We start from the raw sequence: 15,207 nt of genomic DNA on the forward strand, positions 1-15,207 counted from the left end.
TCGCGTCCTCTTGCGACGCAGAGCGTCGAGAACTGCATTCCCACGCTGGAGCGTAGGAACGATCATCGTAACTATCGTGCGACGCTCTGCGTCGCATGCCGTTCCGGACGCTCCGCGTCCTCTTGCGACGCGGAGCTTCGAGAACTGCATTCCCACGCTGGAGCGTAGGAACGATCATCGTAACTATCGTGCGACGCTCTGCGTCGCATGCCGCTCCGGATGCTTCGCGTCCTCTTGCGACGCGGAGCTTCGAGAACTGCATTCCCACGCTGGAGCGTAGGAACGATCATCGTAACTATCGTGCGACGCTCTGCGTCGCATGCCGCTCCGGACGCTCCGCGTCCTCTTGCGACGCAGAGCGTCGAGAACTGCATTCCCACGCTGGAGCGTAGGAACGATCATCGTAACTATCGTGCGGCGCTCTGCGTCGCACCCCTGCACTCGGCGTTACTGCGCAGCCTTGGCTGACGTCACGCGCCATATCTTGTTGCCCACATCATCCGCCACCAGCAACCCGCCGCGCTGGTCATTGACCACGCCAACCGGGCGGCCCATGGCTTTTTCGTCCTTGTTGAGAAAGCCGGTCAGCACGTCGACGGGTGCGCCGTTGGGCTTGCCGCCACTAAAGGGCACAAATACCACTTTATAGCCGCTGTGCGGTTTGCGGTTCCATGAGCCGTGCTGACCGATGAACAGGCCTTCATTGAACGGTGCGGCCAGGGTTTTGCCGTCGGCGAACACCAGGCCCAGCGAAGCCGTGTGCGGACCGACTGCATAATCCGGCGCGATGGCTTTGGCGACCAGTGCCGGATTCTGCGGCTTGACGCGTTCGTCGACGTGTTGGCCATAGTAGCTGTAAGGCCAGCCGTAGAAGGCGCCGTCCTGTACCGAGGTCACGTAGTCCGGCACCAGATCGCTGCCGATTTCGTCACGCTCGTTGACCGCCGTCCATAGCTTGCCGGTTTTGGGCTCCCAGTCCATGCCGTTGGGATTGCGCAGTCCGGAGGCGAAGATACGGTGGTTGCCGGTGGCGGCGTCCACTTCCCAGATCGCTGCGCGACCTTCTTCCTTGTCCATGCCGTTCTCGGCCACGTTGCTGTTCGAGCCCACGGTGACGTACAGCTTGCTGCCGTCCTTGCTGGCGATGACGTTCTTGGTCCAGTGATGATTGAGCGTGCCGCCCGGCAGGTCGACCACTTTGGTCGGCTGCGCGCTGATCGAGGTCTGGCCTGTTTCGTACGGGAAGCTGATCAGGCGATCGGTGTCGGCCACATAGAGCTTGTTGCCCACCAGCGTCATGCCGAACGGCGAATTAAGGTTTTGTAGGAAAACGGTACGGGTTTCTGCAACGCCGTCCTTGTCCAGGTCGCGCAGCAAGGTAATCCGGTTGGCGCTTGGCACGCCGGCACCGGCTCGGCCCATGACCTTTTCCATCACCCAGCCGCGAATCCCCTTGGAGTCATCCGGTTTGGCCGGGGAATTGGTTTCTGCCACCAGCACATCACCATTGGGCAGTACATAGAGCCAGCGTGGGTGGTCCAGATTTTCAGCGAACGCGGCCACCTGTGTGCCCGGCGCGGCGACCGGCCTGGCACCTTTTTCCCAGCCTATGGCGGGGGCAATGTTGACGGTCGGGATCAGCGTCTTGTTGGGCTCCGGCAACTTGGGCGAGGGGCCTGTTCCATCCGAGACTTGCAAGGTCGAAGACTCGCCGCAGGCAGCGAGGCCGCCGGCAACCAGAAGCAACACTGCGTAGTGGGGTCTGAGTTTGAACATGGTGAATCTCCATAAACAAGGGCGTGGTCCAGTAACTGATAGAGGCACTGCCAACCATCTAGGTTCAATCACGTTCCAGAGCGACGGTGTCGATTGACGCTCCCAGCCCAACCCTCTACCCTTCGCGGTTTGTTTCAGGTGCTCTGCAATCCTTGATTGGCAGGGTGAAACAGGGAAGCCGGTGTGGATCCCCAGATCCGATCCCGGCGCTGCCCCCGCAACGGTAAATGAGTCAAGGCTGTGCCTGACGCCACTGTGTTTCGACATGGGAAGGCGCGCAGCCGGGGGTGACCCGCTCATGAGCCCGGAGACCGGCCTGAACCACTCAATGGCATCACGGAGGGTGATGTTCTGTGCAGGGCGTTGCCGTGCTGTTCAGTGCTGTCCTTCCGTCTGTTGTCGCCTGCCCCGAGCGGAGAACCCAGATGAACGAATCCCCCGAACGCGACGAACGCCATCTGGCGCGCATGCAGCGCAAGAAAGCCGTGATGGATGAGCGTATTGCCAGCTCGCCCAACGAGTGCGGCCTGCTGCTGGTGTTGACCGGCAATGGCAAAGGCAAGAGCAGCTCGGCATTCGGCATGCTCGCCCGGGCCATGGGCCATGATATGCAGTGCGGCGTGGTGCAGTTCATCAAAGGTCGCAACAGCACGGGCGAAGAGCTGTTCTTCCGGCGTTTCCCCGAGCAGGTGCGCTATCACGTGATGGGCGAGGGCTTCACCTGGGAAACCCAGGATCGCCAGCGTGACATCGCCGCCGCCGAAGCCGCCTGGGCGGTGTCTCGGGAGATGCTCCGCGATCCGCGCATCGGCCTGGTGGTGCTCGATGAACTGAACATCGCCCTCAAGCATGGCTACCTCGACCTTGAACAGGTGTTGAGCGATCTGCAGGCCCGCCCGCCGATGCAGCATGTGCTGGTTACTGGCCGCGGTGCCAAGCCCGAATTGATTGACCTGGCTGATACGGTTTCCGACATCGGCGTGGTCAAGCATGCGTTCCAGGCTGGCATCCGGGCGCAGAAAGGTATCGAGCTGTGAGCCATTCCTTATTGAGAACTGCGTTATGAGAGCTCCGCGTGATTGCCCTGCAGTTTTGATCGCCGCGCCAGCGTCCGGACAAGGCAAGACCACCGTCACGGCTGCGCTGGCACGTTTGCATCGCAACCAAGGGCGCAAGGTCAGGGTATTCAAGTGCGGCCCTGACTTTCTCGACCCGATGATTCTCGAGCGGGCCAGCGGTTCGCCTGTCTACCAGCTGGACATGTGGATGGTGGGTGCCGACGAAAGCCGTCGCCTGTTGTGGGAGGCTGCGGATGAAGCAGACCTGATCCTGATCGAAGGCGTTATGGGGCTGTTCGACGGCACACCGTCCAGCGCCGACCTGGCCCGTCATTTCGGCGTGCCGGTCCTCGGGGTGATCGACGGCACGGCCATGGCGCAGACGTTTGGTGCGCTGGCGCTGGGCCTGGCGCGCTATCAGCCTGATCTGCCGTTTGCCGGCGTGCTGGCCAACCGCGTCGGCACCGTACGCCATGCGCAGTTACTGGAGAACAGCCTGACCGAAGGCCTGCGCTGGTACGGCGCACTGTCCCGTGAGGTCGGTTTCGAATTGCCCAGTCGCCATCTGGGGCTGGTTCAGGCCAGTGAACTCAACGATCTGGACGTGCGTCTGGACATGGCCGCCGCGGCGCTGGCCAGCACCTGCGAAGTGGCCTTGCCGCCCGCCGTGACCTTTACTGCGCCCGATCCGATTCAGGTCGAGCCGCTGCTCGCCGGTGTGCGTATTGCTATCTCCCGCGACGAAGCCTTTGCCTTTATGTATGGCGCAAGCCTGGACCTGCTGCGAAACATGGGCGCGGAACTGAGCTTCTTTTCGCCGATCCATGACCGCGTGCTGCCGGAGGCCGACAGCCTCTATCTGCCGGGCGGCTACCCGGAACTGCACCACGTCGCGCTGGCGGAAAACCTGGCCATGCAGGCATCGATCAGGGCGCACCATATCGCCGGCAAGCCGATTCTGGCCGAGTGCGGTGGCATGCTCTATCTGCTCGAAGCCTTGACCGACGTGGAGGGTGTTCGCGCCGAACTGGTCGGCTTGCTGTCCGGTGAAGCGGTCATGCAGAAGCGTCTGGCGGCGCTGGCCTTGCAAGCGGTCGAGCTGCCCGAGGGCACGTTGCACGGCCACACCTATCATCATTCATTGACCAGCACCGAGTTGCAGCCGATTGCCCGAGGCGTCAGCCCCAATGGCGGACGCGGAGCAGAGGCGGTCTACCGTCTCGGTCGCCTGACGGCGTCCTACGTGCACTTCTATTTTCCTTCCTGCCCCCAGGCGATTGCGGCGCTGTTCAAACCATGACCGAGCAAGCGTTCAGCCCGCAAGAGCGGGCTGCGGTGTACCGCGCTATCGCCAAACGCCGCGACATGCGTCACTTCATTGGCGGCACTGTGGCCCCCGAGTTGCTGGCGCGGGTGCTGGAAGCCGCCCATCAGGCGCCTAGCGTCGGGCTGATGCAGCCGTGGCGCTTCATTCGCATCAGCGACCCGTTGTTGCGCGGCAAGATGCAGGCGCAAGTGGAAGAGGAGCGCATTCGCACCGCCGAGGCATTGGGCGAGCGCTCCGACGAGTTCATGAAGCTCAAGGTCGAAGGGATCAATGACTGCGCAGAGGTACTGGTCGCTGCCCTGATGGAAGGACGTGAGCAGCACATTTTCGGCCGTCGCACCTTGCCGGAAATGGATCTGGCCTCACTGTCCTGCGCCATCCAGAACCTCTGGCTGGCGTCCCGTGCAGAAGGTCTGGGCATGGGCTGGGTGTCGCTGTTCGATCCCGAGGCGCTGGCCGAATTGCTGGGCATGCCCGACGGTGCCAAGCCGCTGGCAATCATCTGCCTGGGGCCGGTCAAAGAGTTTTATCCGACGCCGATGCTGGTAATGGAAGGCTGGGCGCAAGCGCGTCCGCTGCATGAGCTGCTGTATGAGAATCAATGGGGAGTGAGTCAATGAGTGTGGCGCTGTTGAGCGTTGCCGGTGTCGCGCTGGATGCGTTACTCGGTGAGCCGAAACGATGGCATCCGCTGGTGGCATTCGGGGGCCTTGCCAATCGGGTCGAGCAGCGTTTCAACAGTGGTGGCCGCGGCTGGCGCAGTCATGGCGTTACCGCGTGGGTTATCACCGTCGTGCCGTTTACGCTGCTGGCGACGCTGCTGAGCTGGTTGCCCGGTATCGGCTGGCTGTTCGAGATACTGGCGCTGTATGGCGCGCTGGGTATGCGCAGCCTGGGCGAGCACGTTCAACCCGTGGCGCAAGCGCTGCGCAGTGACGATCTGGTCGAGGCGCGTCAGCGGGTCGGTTATCTGGTCAGTCGCCAGACCAGCGAGCTGGATGCCACTGAAGTGGCCCGCGCAGCCACCGAGTCAGTGCTGGAGAACGGCAGTGATGCGGTATTCGCGGCGCTGTTCTGGTTTGTTGTCGCCGGTGCGCCGGGCGTTGTGCTGTACCGGCTGAGCAATACGCTGGACGCCATGTGGGGATACCGCAACGAGCGCTTTGAGCGTTTCGGCTGGGCTGCGGCAAAGATCGACGATGTGCTCAACTACGTGCCTGCGCGGCTGGTGGCATTGACCTACGCGTTGCTGGGCAAGACCCGCCTGGCGCTGCGCTGCTGGCACACTCAGGGACCGACCTGGGACAGCCCCAACGCCGGTCCGGTCATGGCGGCCGGCGCGGGCGCGCTGGGCGTCGAACTGGGCGGGGCGGCGATCTATCATGGTGAGCTGCATCAGCGTCCGCCATTGGGTGAGGGTGCGCCTGCCGATGCCGACTCGATTGATCGCGGCTGGCAACTGGTGCAGCGCGGCGTCTGGTTGTGGCTGCTGGTCATCTGCCTGGCAGCTGAATTTTATGCTTGAGCACGGCGGCCGGCTGCGCGCGGCGGCGCAGCATTACGGGATTGATCTGGCCGAATGGCTGGACCTGTCCACCGGCATCGCGCCCTGGGCGTGGTCCATCCCGGAGATCCCGGCGCGCGCCTGGGCGCGTCTGCCCGAGACCGATGATGGCCTTGAAGCGGCGGCCTGCGCCTATTACGGGGTGTCGCGCTTGTTGCCGGTGTCTGGTTCGCAGGCCGCGATTCAGGCATTGCCTCGGGTGCGCAGCGGGGGGCGGGTCGGCGTGCTGTCGCCATGCTACGCCGAGCATGCACATGCGTGGCGCAAGAACGGTTTTGTGGTACGTGAGGTCGGTGAGCAGGAGGTCGAGTACTTTCTCGACAGCCTTGACGTGCTGGTGGTGGTCAACCCGAATAATCCGACCGGCCTGCACCTGAGCGCCGAGCGTCTGCTGGAGTGGCATGCTCGACTGGCAGAGCGCGGTGGCTGGCTGGTCATTGACGAGGCGTTCATGGATACCACGCCAGGCATTAGCCTGGCTGCCGAAACGTGGCGCATCGGGCTGATTGTGCTGCGCTCGTTCGGCAAGTTCTTCGGCCTGGCGGGCGTCAGGCTCGGCTTTGTCATGGCCGAACCGGTCTTGTTGAGGATGCTGGCGCAGGAAATAGGCCCCTGGTCTGTCAGCGGACCGACCCGGATCGTCGGTCAGATGTGCCTGAGCGATAAGGCGGGACAAGCCCGGCAGCGTGAACGCAGTGAACGGGCCCGCGACCGTCTGGTGGCCTTGCTCGATCGGTTTGGTTTGAGCCCGCAGGGAGGCTGCGCGCTGTTCCAATGGTTGGTGACCCCTGAAGCGCAAACGCTCTATGAGTTCTGTGCGCGCCGAGGCGTACTGTTGCGCCTGTTCAAGGGCGGCACTCCCGAGTCGGCCAGCCTGCGCTTCGGTCTGCCCCGTGACGAGGCCGACTGGGTGCGGCTGCATACTGTTCTGCTTGAATACCGCAAGGAATACCCATGACCACGTTGATGGTACAAGGCACCACCTCCGATGCCGGTAAAAGCACGCTGGTGACTGCGCTGTGTCGCTGGCTGACCCGGCAGGGCGTCGAGGTTGTACCGTTCAAGCCGCAGAACATGGCGCTCAACAGCGCAGTGACGGCGGACGGCGGCGAGATCGGCCGTGCGCAGGCGGTGCAGGCGCAGGCGTGCCATCTCGAACCGCACACCGACATGAACCCGGTGCTGCTCAAGCCCAACAGTGATACAGGCGCGCAGGTGATCATTCATGGTCGCGCCGTCACCACCATGAATGCTGTGGCCTATCACGGCTATAAAGAGATCGCCATGCAGGCGGTACTGGAGTCGCATCGGCGGCTGGGCCAGCGCTACCCGGTGATCGTGGTCGAGGGCGCGGGTTCGCCGGCCGAAATCAACCTGCGCGCCAATGACATCGCCAACATGGGCTTTGCCGAGGCGGTCGACTGCCCGGTGCTGTTGATCGCCGACATCAATCGCGGCGGCGTCTTCGCCCATCTGGTCGGCACGCTGGAGTTGCTGTCGCCCAGTGAGCAGGCGCGGGTCAAGGGTTTCATCATCAACCGTTTTCGCGGTGACATCGCCTTGCTGCAACCGGGTCTGGACTGGCTGGAGGCACGCACAGGCAAGCCGGTAGTGGGCGTACTGCCTTACGTGATGGATCTGCACCTGGAAGCCGAAGACGGTCTGGATCAGCGTCAGACCGACAAGCTCGAACAGGTCCTCAACGTGGTCGTTCCGGTGCTGCCGCGCATCAGCAATCACACCGATTTCGACCCGTTGCGCCTGCATCCGCAGGTCAACCTGCAATTCGTCGGCCCCGGCCAGGACATTCCGCCCGCTGACCTGATCATCCTGCCCGGCTCGAAGAGCGTGCGCAGCGATCTGCAGTACCTGCGCCGCAATGGCTGGGACACGGCCATCGAGCGGCATTTGCGCTACGGCGGCAAACTGATGGGGATCTGCGGCGGCCTGCAAATGCTCGGTGATCAGGTGCACGACCCGCTGGGTCTGGAAGGCGCGCCCGGTTCCAGTCCAGGCCTTGGTTTACTGGCGATGAGCACGGTGCTGGAAGCGGAAAAGCAATTACGCAACGTGCGTGGCCGTCTGACGCTGGAAGACGCCGACGTCAGCGGTTACGAAATTCATGCCGGCGTGACAACCGGGGCAGCGCTGCAACAGGCAGCCGTCCGGCTGGACGATGGTCGTTGTGACGGCGCGCAAAGTGTCGACGGACAGATTCTGGGCACGTATCTGCATGGTTTGTTCGAAGCGCCTGCCGCCTGCAGTGCCTTGTTGCGCTGGGCGGGCCTGGAGAACGTCCAGTCGGTCGACTATCACGCGTTGCGCGAGCGCGACATCGAACGTCTTGCGGATCTGGTAGAAAAACATCTGGACGGCGCGTTGCTTCGCGAACTGTGCGGTCTGGAGGCGAACTGAAATGCTGCAACTGATCCTTGGGGGCGCGCGGTCCGGCAAGAGTCGGCTGGCTGAGAAACTGGCTGCAGACTCGGCGCTGAACGTGATCTACATCGCCACCAGCCAGCCTGTCGATGGCGAAATGAATCAGCGTGTTGCCAGCCATCGCGCCCGTCGTCCCGAACACTGGGGGCTGGTCGAAGAACCGGTCGAACTGGCACGGGTGCTGCGCGAAAATGCTGCGTCCGACCGCTGTCTGCTGGTCGATTGCCTGACCCTCTGGCTGACCAGTCTGCTGATGCTCGACGACCCCGAGCGTCTGTTTCAAGAACGTGAATCCCTGCTCGAAAGCCTGGCGGAGCTGCCGGGCGAAATCATTTTTGTCAGCAACGAAACCGGACTTGGCATTGTGCCGCTCGGCGAGCTTACGCGCCGCTACGTCGATGAGGCCGGTCTGTTGCATCAGGCACTGGCCGAGCGTTGCCAGCGTGTCGTGTTGACCGTTGCCGGCTTGCCCCTGACTTTGAAAGGAACCCCGCTATGAGCAATTCCTGGTGGCTCACGCCTGCACGGGCCATTGATGTGCCGATGCGCGAGGCGGCACTCGCCCGTCAGCAACAACTGACCAAGCCTGCCGGTTCTCTCGCGCAACTGGAGCGGCTGGCGGTTCAACTGGCCGGCCTGCAAGGGCGGGAGCGCCCGGCTGTGGATAAGCTATGGATCGCAATCTTTGCCGGCGATCATGGCGTGGTAGCGGAAGGTGTATCGGCCTATCCGCAGGAAGTCACCGGCCAGATGCTGCACAACTTCGTTAATGGAGGCGCAGCGATCAGCGTGCTGGCGCGTCAGCTTTCGGCGCAGCTGGACGTGGTCGATCTGGGTACTGTGGCGCCAGTCGATCTGCCCGGCGTGCGCCATCTGCACATCGGTGCGGGCACCGCCAATTTCGCCCAAGGCCCTGCCATGAGCGCTGAGCAGGGGCTCGCTGCTCTGCAGGCCGGGCGTGACAGTGTGCTGCGCGCCAAGGCGCTCGGCACCGAGCTGTTCATCGGTGGCGAGATGGGTATCGGCAATACCACAGCGGCCAGCGCCGTTGCCTGCTCGGTGCTGGAATGCGCTGCGCCGTTGCTGGTAGGGCCCGGCACCGGGCTGAACGCCCAGGGTATCGAGCACAAGACCCGTGTCATCGAGCGCGCGCTGGCGCTGCATGCCGAGCACGCCGGCGATCCGTTGCGCAGCCTGTTCAGCCTGGGTGGTTTCGAAATTGCCGCGCTGACCGGCGCCTACCTGGCCTGCGCGCAGGAAGGTATTGCGGCACTGGTCGACGGCTTTATTTGCAGCGTGGCCGCGCTGGTGGCCGTGCGTCTGAATCCGTCCTGCCGCAACTGGCTGCTGTTTGGCCATCGGGGCGCTGAGCCCGGCCATCGGCATTTGCTGGAAACACTGCAGGCCGAGCCGCTGCTGGACCTCGGTTTGCGTCTGGGCGAGGGCAGTGGTGCGGCGCTGGCAGTACCACTGGTGCGCCTGGCTTGCGAGTTGCACAACGGCATGGCGACATTTGCCGAAGCAGCGGTGGCGGATCGCCCCGCATGACCTTGCATCTGGACCTGCTGCGTCATGGCGAAACCGAGCTGGGCGGCGGTCTGCGCGGCAGCCTTGATGACGCCTTGACCGAAAATGGCTGGCAGCAGATGCGTTCGGCGGTGGCCAGTGCAGGTCCCTGGGAGCGGATTGTCAGTTCGCCTTTGCAGCGTTGCGCGCGTTTCTCCGAAGAGCTGGCGCAGCGCTTGTCGCTGCCCATGCAACTGGAGCCGGGGTTGCAGGAACTGCATTTCGGCGACTGGGAAGGACATAGTCCTGCGCAACTGATGGAAACCGATGCCGAAGGTCTGGGCCTGTTCTGGGCCGATCCCTATGCATTTACACCGCCCAACGGCGAGACGGTGATCGACTTTTCGACACGCGTGCTGAGTGCGGTGCAGCGTCTGCATCAGGCGTATGCCGGTGAGCGGGTGTTGCTGGTCAGCCACGGTGGTGTGATGCGCTTGTTATTGGCTCGGGCGCGTGGTCTGCCGCGTGAGCAACTGTTGCAGGTGGTGGTTGGTCATGGCGCGCTGTTGTCGATTCAGGTCGCCGCTGATGGCGCGTTCGTGGAGATCTGAGATGCTGCCGTTCTGGATCGCCCTGCAATTTCTCGGCAGTCTGCCGATCAGCCTTCCCGGTATGCCACGCCCCGAAGAGTCGGGACGTTCGTTGCTGTTCTATCCACTGGTAGGCGCGTTGTTCGGCACGCTGCTGCTGGGTTTCAGCGCAGTGCTCGACGGCGCTCCGCTCGTGCTGCACGCCGCGCTGGTGCTCTGTGCCTGGGTGCTGCTCAGCGGCGGTCTGCACCTGGACGGGCTGGCCGACAGTGCCGACGCTTGGCTGGGCGGTTTTGGTGATCGTGAGCGGACCTTGAAGATCATGAAGGACCCGCGCAGCGGGCCTATCGCGGTGGTTACGCTGGTATTGGTGCTGCTGCTCAAGTTTGCAGCGATTCTGGCGCTGCTCGACAGTCAGAGCAGTATCGGGCTGCTGCTGGCTCCGTTGATCGGGCGGGCTGCCATGCTTGCGCTTTTTCTGGGCACGCCGTACGTACGGGCAGGCGGCCTGGGGCAGGCGCTGGCGGATCATCTGCCGCGTAGTGCCGGGCGTAAAGTGTTGTTGGCCAGTGCATTCGCATGTGTCCTGCTGGCTGGCTGGTCGGGTGCAGCGGCGCTGCTGGTCTGCTCGGTGTGTTTCTTCTGGTTGCGGCAGGCAATGATGCGCCGTCTGGGCGGTAGCACCGGCGACACAGCCGGGGCATTGCTTGAGCTGTTGGAGCTGGCGGTACTGCTGACGCTGGCGTTGCTTTAGCGGCCATGCCAATGCTTTGTTGACAGCTTTTACCGGCAGCGCGTAGTTTCGCGATTCGCAGGTAAAACCATGTAACACAAAGGGCAGGTAGCTAAACCATGACATCGATCTGGCGTACCAGTGGCTGGGTTCTGCTGGGCAGTGCGTTGATCCTTGCGCTTTCGCTCGGCACTCGACACGGTTTCGGCCTGTTTCTGGCACCCATGAGTGCAGATTTTGGCTGGGGGCGGGAGGTTTTTGCCTTTGCAATTGCCTTGCAGAACCTGATGTGGGGGCTGGCTCAACCATTCGCCGGGGCGCTGGCAGATCGATTTGGCGCGGCAAAAGTCGTCTTCGTCGGCGGCGTGCTGTATGCCGCAGGGTTGCTGTGCATGAGCATGGCCGACTCGTCCCTCAGTCTTTCATTAAGCGCTGGTTTGTTGATCGGTATCGGTCTGTCCGGCACGTCGTTTTCAGTCATCCTCGGTGTCGTAGGGCGTGCGCTGCCTGCGGAAAAACGCAGCATGGGCATGGGTATCGCCAGTGCGGCGGGCTCATTCGGCCAGTTCGCCATGCTGCCCGGCACACTGGGTTTGATCAGTTGGCTGGGCTGGTCCGGTGCCTTGCTGGTACTGGGCGTGATGGTGGCGCTTATCCTGCCGCTGGTCAGTATGCTCAAGGACACGCCGAGCGTGTCCACCGGCGTCGAGCTGACACTGGGCGAGGCGCTGCGTGAGGCCTGCTCGCATTCGGGGTTCTGGTTGCTGGCACTGGGTTTCTTCGTCTGCGGCTTTCAGGTGGTGTTCATTGGCGTGCATTTGCCCGCCTATCTGGTGGATCAGCACCTGCCCGCCAAGGTCGGTACAACGGTGCTGGCCTTGATCGGTCTGTTCAATATCTTTGGCACTTACACCGCTGGCTGGCTGGGCGGGCGCATGTCCAAACCTCGGCTGTTGACCACGCTTTATCTGCTGCGCGCAGTGGTGATCGTGTTGTTTCTCTGGATACCGCTGAGCCAGACCACTGCCTATCTGTTCGGCGTGGCGATGGGCCTGCTATGGCTCTCCACTGTCCCGCTGACCAACGGCACGGTCGCGACGCTGTTTGGCGTACGCAACCTGTCTATGCTGGGCGGTATCGTCTTTCTGTTTCACCAGTTGGGCGCATTCCTAGGGGGGTGGCTGGGCGGACTGGTGTATGACCATACCGGCAGTTATGACCTGATCTGGCAAGTATCGGTGCTGCTGAGTCTGTTGGCGGCTGCGCTCAACTGGCCGGTGCACGAGCGCCCGGTGGCCAGATTGCAGGCGCAAGGCAGCTTGGCATGAGTCGGCGCTGGCCTCTGCTGGCGGCGCTGCTGGTTGGTGCGGTGCTGCTGGGGCTGGTCTGGTGGGCCTGGCAGCATGTCGGACTGGCTGCACTGCAACTGGGCCTGGGTGCTTGCTAGGCAGGCGGCGTGGCATGGGGTAGCGTGTCTGCAGACCACAACAATATTCCAGGGCCACCATGATGAAGATTCGCTTTGTTTCCATCCCTCTACTGCTGCTGGCCATAAGTGGCGCTGCAATGGCTGCCGACTGTCCGCCGTTGCTGCAAGGCGAGTTGCCCAAGCTGCGTGCCAAGGAGAACATAGATCTGTGCAAGCGCTTCGCCGGCAAGCCGCTGGTGGTGGTCAATACCGCCAGTTTTTGTGGCTTTGCCCCGCAGTTCAAAGGGCTTGAAGAGCTGAGTCAGCGCTACAAGGGGCAGGGGCTCGAGGTTCTGGGCGTGCCGTCCAACGACTTCAAGCAGGAAGCCAAAGATGGCGAGGAGACCGCCAAGGTCTGTTACGTCAACTACGGCGTCACCTTCACCATGACCGAGCCGCAGGCCGTACGCGGCGACGATGCAACCCACCTGTTCAAGGTGCTGGCCGAACAAAGCAGCGCGCCGCGCTGGAACTTTTACAAGTATGTAGTAGATCGCCAGGGCAAGGTCGTCGCCAATTTCTCCAGCATGACCAAGCCGGATGATCCGGAACTGATCGCGGCCATTGAAAAGGCGATTGCGTCGAAGCCTTAGGGGGCGAAAAGGGAGGGCTTGAGTCTTGGCTGAATCTACCTGGCATCGCTGAACCCTTGTGTGACGCGAAGCGCCACAAAGAGGACGCAGAGCGTCCAGAACTGCATGCCGACGCGGAGCATCGGCACGATAGTCAATCAATGACGTGGAGTACCTGCACGCTAGTCAGTCAATGCGGGTCTGAGCGCACCAGGCACGCAATAAAAAGCCCGCAACCATTACTGGTTGCGGGCTTTTTTCAGCCTGGCAGTTGCGTATCAGAAGCGATAGGTAACTGAGGTGCCGAGGCCGTGTGCGGTGTTGCGGTAGTCGGCGCTGTACGAACCTTTGGTCGCGCTGGAGTCGCGGATCTTGGTTTCGTCTTCACGCAGGTACGAATACGCCACGTCGATGGTCAGGTCGTCGGTCGGGCTCCAGCCTGCACCGAAGCTGATGATCTTGCGGTCGCCTGTCGGAATGCGCGGGGAGCGGTTGACGTTGTTGGTCGGCGATTGATCAACGGAGAAACCTGTGCGCAGCGTCCACTCTTTGTTGACCTTGTACGAAGCGCCGATGGCGTGCGCCCAGGTGTCGTGCCAGTTCTGTTCTTCGCTGATGGTGCCGATCGGGCCGGCTGAGCCGCCCAGCAGGGCTGGAACGCCATCGTTGTTGACGGTGATGTCTTGCAGGCGGCTCCAGCGAGTCCAGGTGCTGCCGGCATAGACCGTCCAGTTCTCGTCGATCTGCTGGGTGATGGAGAAGTCCACAGACTCGGGCGTGGAGATGTCCAGCGAAGCGTCATACTTCTGACCGCCGAAAGGACCGAAGCCCGAACCTTCGATCTTGGTCTTGCCTTTGAGCTTGTAATCGACCTTTGAGTGGTAAGTCAGGCCCAGGCGAGTGGTGTCGGTGGCCTGAACCAGAATGCCGGCATTGAAGCCGACTGCGGTGTCATCGCCTTCGATCTTCACCTTGCCGTCATTACGGCCCGGTGTTGCGGCGTTCAATGTTGCCGAGGTCAGCTCGCCGTCGATACGGTTGATCGTCGGACCGAAACCGATGGAAACCTTGTCATTGAATGCATAGCTGACAGTCGGCTGGAAGGTCACGATCTGGACGTGACTCTTGTCACCCCAGTAGCGGCCAGCGAAGCCTTTTTCGTAATCAGTGACCAGGCCGAACGGTACGTACACGCCCAGACCAAATGCCCAGTGATCGTCGATGGGTTTGACGTAGTAGCCCATAGGCACGCCGACCACCGGAACCATGTCGCCGTCGTTGCTGCCGCCAAATGTGCCACGACCGTTGTCGATATCGGTCTTGGCGATCACGGCAGCTGCACCCACACTGATTTGTTCGCGTTTGAGGCGGGACATACCGGCAGGGTTGCCGAATACGGTACTTGCGTCATCCGCTGACGAGGAGCGACCAGCAAAACCGGTGCCCATGCCGCTGATACTTTGTTCGTTGAGGGCAAAGCCGGCAGCGAGCAGTTGAGAAGATGCCAGACCCAGTGCGAGTCCAAGCGTTGTCCGGTTCAGTGCTTTTGTCATTATTTTCATTATTTGAACTCCTTGTTGTTCACCGGTCGAAAATTACCAACATTTTCGATGGCGCGCTATAGGCTGAAGAGCCCGATTTAGAGCTATTCTTGTAGGACAATCCGGTTTTGCCAGCAGGAATAGTAATCAGCACGAAGTTCCAGCGCCGCACGTTTGAGTAATGCCGCCACTATAAACGCGGGCATAAAAAAGCCCCGCCTTGCAGGGCGGGGCTTTTCGCTTGCGATGAACTGTTTCGTCAGGCGATGAGGGCCTGGCGGGTACGCTCGATAACAGCTTGCAGCGGCTCGGCGCTCGCGTACTGATCGGGGTACAGGCGTTCGCTGTGACGGGCGATGCCGTGTTCGTTGACAATGGTAAAACTGAAGCAACCTTTGCGAGCGGCCATGATCAGGCAGTTCATCGGAGCAAAAGCGTTGGTCAATGTGTGAATGGCGTGTTGAGTCTGAGTATTCATATTCAAGGTGTTTCCTGAAACAACACGGAACAATACCGTGCATAAATAAAGATTCCAGTAAACGCGGGCCGGCATTTGATATAAAAGCCTGGCTGGGCGGAGAACCTGACTGGAACAAAGACAGGCAGTTGAAGCGCGCTTTAGCGTATGGCGCT

16 protein-coding genes and 1 riboswitch are annotated in these 15,207 nt (G+C 62.0%); of the genes, 13 read left to right on the forward strand and 3 right to left on the reverse strand.

Features of this window, described 5'->3' with window-relative positions; translation table 11 throughout:
* Positions 1-447: 447 nt before the first annotated feature.
* Positions 448-1,776 carry a PQQ-dependent sugar dehydrogenase gene (locus ALO80_RS15290; protein WP_055006448.1) on the reverse strand — a complete coding sequence of 443 codons (1,329 nt, stop codon included), beginning with the start codon at positions 1,774-1,776 and terminating at the stop codon, positions 448-450.
* A 119-nt stretch (positions 1,777-1,895) separates the two neighbouring features.
* A riboswitch (cobalamin riboswitch) is annotated at positions 1,896-2,110 on the forward strand.
* Between the two features lie 91 nt (positions 2,111-2,201).
* Here ALO80_RS15290 and cobO point away from each other — a divergent pair.
* From cobO to ALO80_RS15350, 13 genes are all read left to right on the forward strand, one after another.
* The gene (gene cobO, locus ALO80_RS15295; RefSeq protein WP_055006447.1) at positions 2,202-2,813 is read left to right on the forward strand and encodes a cob(I)yrinic acid a,c-diamide adenosyltransferase; all 612 of its coding nucleotides are present in this window, start codon (positions 2,202-2,204) and stop codon (positions 2,811-2,813) included.
* A gap of 25 nt (positions 2,814-2,838) precedes the next feature.
* On the forward strand, positions 2,839-4,134 hold the full coding sequence (locus ALO80_RS15300; RefSeq protein WP_055009596.1) for a cobyrinate a,c-diamide synthase: 1,296 nt from the start codon (positions 2,839-2,841) through the stop codon (positions 4,132-4,134).
* The gene (gene bluB / locus ALO80_RS15305; RefSeq protein WP_055009597.1) at positions 4,131-4,781 is read left to right on the forward strand and encodes a 5,6-dimethylbenzimidazole synthase; all 651 of its coding nucleotides are present in this window, start codon (positions 4,131-4,133) and stop codon (positions 4,779-4,781) included. The genes ALO80_RS15300 and bluB overlap by 4 nt, the downstream gene beginning before the upstream one ends.
* On the forward strand, positions 4,778-5,686 hold the full coding sequence (gene cbiB, locus ALO80_RS15310; RefSeq protein WP_055009598.1) for an adenosylcobinamide-phosphate synthase CbiB: 909 nt from the start codon (positions 4,778-4,780) through the stop codon (positions 5,684-5,686). Before bluB ends, cbiB begins: the two co-directional genes overlap by 4 nt.
* Positions 5,679-6,683: a threonine-phosphate decarboxylase CobD gene (gene cobD / locus ALO80_RS15315; RefSeq protein ID WP_055009599.1), complete on the forward strand. Its 1,005-nt coding sequence runs from the start codon at positions 5,679-5,681 to the stop codon at positions 6,681-6,683. Before cbiB ends, cobD begins: the two co-directional genes overlap by 8 nt.
* Positions 6,680-8,140: a cobyric acid synthase gene (locus ALO80_RS15320; RefSeq protein ID WP_055009600.1), complete on the forward strand. Its 1,461-nt coding sequence runs from the start codon at positions 6,680-6,682 to the stop codon at positions 8,138-8,140. The genes cobD and ALO80_RS15320 overlap by 4 nt, the downstream gene beginning before the upstream one ends.
* A gap of 1 nt (position 8,141) precedes the next feature.
* On the forward strand, positions 8,142-8,663 hold the full coding sequence (gene cobU, locus ALO80_RS15325; protein ID WP_055009601.1) for a bifunctional adenosylcobinamide kinase/adenosylcobinamide-phosphate guanylyltransferase: 522 nt from the start codon (positions 8,142-8,144) through the stop codon (positions 8,661-8,663).
* Complete coding sequence (cobT, locus tag ALO80_RS15330) at positions 8,660-9,712, forward strand: nicotinate-nucleotide--dimethylbenzimidazole phosphoribosyltransferase (RefSeq protein ID WP_055009602.1); 1,053 nt, start codon at positions 8,660-8,662, stop codon at positions 9,710-9,712. The genes cobU and cobT overlap by 4 nt, the downstream gene beginning before the upstream one ends.
* Positions 9,709-10,281, forward strand: a complete 573-nt coding sequence (gene cobC, locus ALO80_RS15335) for an alpha-ribazole phosphatase family protein (protein WP_055009603.1) — start codon at positions 9,709-9,711, stop codon at positions 10,279-10,281. Before cobT ends, cobC begins: the two co-directional genes overlap by 4 nt.
* 1 nt (position 10,282) lies before the next feature.
* Positions 10,283-11,014 (forward strand): adenosylcobinamide-GDP ribazoletransferase, encoded by a 732-nt coding sequence (locus ALO80_RS15340; RefSeq protein WP_054987862.1) that lies wholly within the window; start codon positions 10,283-10,285, stop codon positions 11,012-11,014.
* Between the two features lie 98 nt (positions 11,015-11,112).
* Positions 11,113-12,321: an MFS transporter gene (locus ALO80_RS15345; protein WP_055009604.1), complete on the forward strand. Its 1,209-nt coding sequence runs from the start codon at positions 11,113-11,115 to the stop codon at positions 12,319-12,321.
* Entirely contained in the window at positions 12,318-12,440 is a 123-nt protein-coding gene (locus ALO80_RS32195; RefSeq protein ID WP_061447440.1) for a hypothetical protein, read from the forward strand. The genes ALO80_RS15345 and ALO80_RS32195 overlap by 4 nt, the downstream gene beginning before the upstream one ends.
* A gap of 62 nt (positions 12,441-12,502) precedes the next feature.
* Positions 12,503-13,054 carry a glutathione peroxidase gene (locus tag ALO80_RS15350; RefSeq protein ID WP_055009605.1) on the forward strand — a complete coding sequence of 184 codons (552 nt, stop codon included), beginning with the start codon at positions 12,503-12,505 and terminating at the stop codon, positions 13,052-13,054.
* A 257-nt stretch (positions 13,055-13,311) separates the two neighbouring features.
* On the opposite strand, the gene ALO80_RS15355 is transcribed toward ALO80_RS15350, so the two are convergent.
* Both ALO80_RS15355 and ALO80_RS15360 read right to left on the reverse strand, forming a co-directional pair.
* Complete coding sequence (locus ALO80_RS15355) at positions 13,312-14,595, reverse strand: OmpP1/FadL family transporter (RefSeq protein WP_082441248.1); 1,284 nt, start codon at positions 14,593-14,595, stop codon at positions 13,312-13,314.
* A gap of 238 nt (positions 14,596-14,833) precedes the next feature.
* Positions 14,834-15,052 carry a hypothetical protein gene (locus ALO80_RS15360; RefSeq protein WP_002554588.1) on the reverse strand — a complete coding sequence of 73 codons (219 nt, stop codon included), beginning with the start codon at positions 15,050-15,052 and terminating at the stop codon, positions 14,834-14,836.
* Between the last annotated feature and the right edge of the window lie 155 nt (positions 15,053-15,207).

Source organism: Pseudomonas caricapapayae (assembly GCF_001400735.1).
In the GTDB taxonomy this organism is placed as follows: Bacteria; Pseudomonadota; Gammaproteobacteria; order Pseudomonadales; family Pseudomonadaceae; genus Aquipseudomonas; species Aquipseudomonas caricapapayae.